General features: G+C 75.0%; 1 protein-coding gene. It reads left to right on the forward strand.

Annotated features, from left to right (window positions below; genetic code table 11):
• The coding region (locus ABZW32_RS39190) for an SDR family NAD(P)-dependent oxidoreductase (RefSeq protein ID WP_356225610.1) at positions 1-3,998 on the forward strand (3,998 nt) is incomplete at both ends.

Here is a 3,998-nt window from a genome sequence, read left to right on the forward strand (position 1 = left end):
GAGATCCCGTTCTACTCGACCGTGACCGGGGGCGTCCTCGGCGAGACCCTCCTCGATGCCGGGTACTGGTACCGCAACCTGCGTCACCCCGTCCGCTTCGAGGACACCGTGCGCAAGCTGATCGCCAAGGGGTTCGGGACGTTCGTCGAGTCCAGTGCGCACCCCGTCCTCACCATGGGCATCCAGGAGACGGCCGACGCGGCCGGTGTAGACGTTCTGGCGACCGGTTCCCTGCGCCGTGACGACGGCGGCCTGGAACGCTTCCTGACCTCCGCCGCCGAGCTCTTCGTACGCGGCACCGACATCGACTGGGCGCAGCTCTTCGAAGGCACCGGCGCCCGCCGCGTCGACCTGCCCACCTACGCCTTCCAGCAGCGGCACTACTGGCTGGAGCCCTCGGCCCCGGCCGCGTCCCGGGCCCCGGAGGCGCCCGGCGTCGACGGGTGGCGGTACCGGGCCGGGTGGAAGAAGCTGCCGGGCCGCGAACTTCCGGCCCGGCTGGACGGGACCTGGCTGCTGGTGGTCGCCGACGCACTCCCGTCCGGCCTGGCCGACGGGGCGGAGGCTGCCCTCGTACGGCACGGCGCCCGCGTCGAGCGGTTCGCCCTCGACGCGGCGACCGCCACCCGCGCCGCCCTGGCCACCGCACTCGCCGGGCACACCGCCCCGGCCGGGATCCTCTCCCTCCTCGGCACGGGCGAACTCCCCTGCCCCGAGGGGACCGACGTGCCCCCGGCCGTGGCCGGTACCACCCTGCTCGCCCAGGCGGCCGTCGACGCGGGCCTCACGGCCGGGATCTGGGCCCTCACCCGGGGCGCCGTCGCCGTCTCGCCGGGCGAGCTCCCGCACTCCGCCGGAGCCCAGCTCTGGGGTCTCGGACGCGGGATCGCCCTGGAGCACCCCCGTCTGTGGGGCGGGCTCGTGGACCTGCCCGAGGCCCCCGACCGGCGCGCCTGGCAGCAGCTGGCCGCCGCCCTGACCGGCACCACCGGCGAGGACCAGATCGCCGTACGGGCCTCCGGCTCCTACGGCCGCCGGCTCGTCCCGGCGGACCGTACGCCCGTCCGCCGGACCTACGCTCCGCGCGGCACGGTGCTGGTGACCGGGGGGACCGGGGCCCTCGGTGCGCACGTCGCGCGCTGGCTCGCCGCGCAGGGCGCCGGGCACCTCGTCCTGACCAGCCGCCGGGGCGCCGGGGCCCCGGGTGCCGAGGACCTGGCCGCCGAACTGCGTGCGCTCGGGGCCGAGGTGACCCTCGCCGCCTGCGACGTATCCGACCGGAGCGCGGTCGCCGCCCTCCTCGACGCCCACCCCCCGACGGCCGTCTTCCACACCGCGGGCGTCCTCAACGACGGCGTGATCGCCACACTCGACGCCGGCCGCTTCGCCGAGATCGCCGCCCCCAAGGCCGAAGCGGCACGCCACCTGGACGAACTCACCCGCTCCCGCGGCCTGGAACTGGACGCCTTCGTCCTGTTCTCCTCCGTCACCGGTACCTGGGGCAACGGCGGCCAGGCCGCCTACGCCGCCGCCAACGCCTCGCTCGACGTACTCGCCGAACGGCGCCGCGCCGACGGCCTGCCCGCGACCTCCGTGGCCTGGGGCCTGTGGGGCGGTGGAGGCATGGCCGAGGGAACCGGCGAGGCGAGCCTGACCCGCGGCGGCATCAGGGCCATCGACCCGCAGGACGGTGTGGAGGCCCTGCACCGGGCCCTGGACCACGCCGACGTCTGCGTCACCGTCGTCGACGTCGCATGGGCGGACTTCGCCCCCCGCCGGGCGGCCGGACGCCCCGGACCCCTCTTCGACACCGTCCCCGAAGCCCGGCAGGCCCTCGAAGCCGAGGGGCGGCGAGCCGGCGGATCCGCCACCCCGGGCCGGGCCGACGCGCCCGCCGACGGGCTGGCCGCGCGGCTCACGGCACTGACGGAAACCGAACGGACCCGGACGCTCACCGAGCTGGTCCGTACCGAGGCCGCGGCCGTCCTGCGCCACACCGGCACCGACGCGATCCGCCCCGACCGGGCCTTCAAGGACGCCGGGTTCGACTCGCTCACCGCGCTCGAACTGCGCAACCGGCTGGGCCGGGTCACCGGGCTGACCCTCCCCGCCACCGTCGTGTTCGACCGGCCCAGCCCTGCCGCGCTCGCCGCGTACCTGCGCGGCAGGCTCCTGGGCGACGCGGCCGTGGCCCCGTCCCCCGCCGCAGCTCCGACCGGTGCCGCGGGTCCCGACCACGACGACCCCGTCGTCATCGTCGGCATGGCCTGCCGGTTCCCCGGCGACGCCGACAGCCCCGAGGCGCTGTGGGACCTCGTCATGGCGGAACGCGACGTGATCGGCGCCGCCCCCGTGGACCGCGGCTGGAACCTCGACGAGATCTACGAGCCGGATCCCGAGGCCGGCCGCCGCGGGACGACGTACGTCCGCGAAGGCGGGTTCCTCCACGGGGCCGCCGGGTTCGACGCCGACTTCTTCGGGATCTCGCCCCGCGAGGCCCTCGTGATGGACCCCCAGCAGCGGCTGCTCCTGGAGACCTCCTGGGAGGCCCTCGAACGGGCCGGCATCGATCCGCAGTCGCTGCGCGGCACCCGCACCGGCGTCTACGCGGGCCTCACGCACCAGGAGTACGCCTCCCGCCTGCACGAGGCGTCCGAGGAGCACGAGGGACACCTCCTCACCGGCAAGTCCGCGAGCGTCGTCTCCGGCCGCATCTCCTACGCCCTCGGTCTGGAGGGGCCCTCGGTCTCGGTCGACACGGCCTGCTCCTCGTCGTTGGTGGCGCTGCACCTCGCCGCGCAGGCCCTGCAGTCCGGCAGCTGCGACCTCGCCCTCGCGGGCGGCGTCACCGTCATGGCCGCACCCGGTCTGTTCGTCGAGTTCTCGCGCCAGCGCGGCCTCGCCGCCGACGGCCGCAGCAAGGCCTTCGCCGACGCCGCCGACGGCACCAGCTGGGGCGAGGGCGCGGGCATGGTCCTCGTCGAGCGGCTCTCCGACGCCGTGCGCAACGGACACCCGGTGCTCGCGGTCATCCGGGGCGACGCGGTCAACCAGGACGGCGCCAGCAACGGCCTCACCGCCCCCAACGGCCCCTCGCAGGAACGCGTCATCACACAGGCGCTGGCCAACGCCCGCCTGGGCGTGGCCGACGTGGACGTGGTCGAGGCGCACGGTACGGGCACGCGGCTGGGTGACCCGATCGAGGCGCAGGCGCTGCTGGCCACGTACGGCCAGCGTCCGGCCGGCCGGCCGCTGTGGCTCGGTTCGCTGAAGTCGAACATCGGACACCCGCAGGCCGCGGCCGGTGTGGGCGGTGTCATCAAGATGGTGATGGCCCTGCGGCACGGCAAGCTCCCCAGGACCCTGCACGTGGACGCCCCGTCCTCACAGGTCGACTGGGAGACGGGCGCCGTCGAACTGCTCACGCAGGCGCGGGACTGGCCGGAGCACGACGACCGCCCGCGCCGGGCCGGCGTCTCGGCCTTCGGCGTGAGCGGGACGAACGCGCACGTGATCCTGGAGCAGGCCCCGGTGACGGAGCCCGCCGCGGATGCGGACTCCCGGGAATTGCCGGTGGTCCCGCTGGTGGTGTCCGCCAGGTCGGCGGCTGGCCTGCGTGACCAGGTGGAACGCCTGCGTACCCACATGGAGGTGGAGCGGGAGCCCGCGCTGCGTCCGCTGGACGTCGGCTACACCCTGGCGTCGGCACGCGCGCTGTTCGAGCACCGCCGGGTGGTCCTCGGCGGTACGACCGTCGAGGGTGTGGCGGGGTCGTTCGGTCGTCGGGTGTTGGTGTTTCCGGGTCAGGGGACGCAGTGGGTGGGGATGGGTGCGGGTCTCCTTGACTCTTCCCCGGTGTTCGCGGGGCGGTTGCGGGAGTGTGCTGATGCTCTGGCGCCGTTTGTGGACTTCGATGTGGTGGAGGTGGTGCGGGAGGGTCGTTCGCTGGAGCGGGTGGACGTGGTCCAGCCCGTCACCTGGGCGGTGATGGTTTCCCT

It is taken from the genome of Streptomyces sp. NPDC004667, assembly GCF_040609475.1.
Taxonomy (GTDB): domain Bacteria; phylum Actinomycetota; class Actinomycetes; order Streptomycetales; family Streptomycetaceae; genus Streptomyces.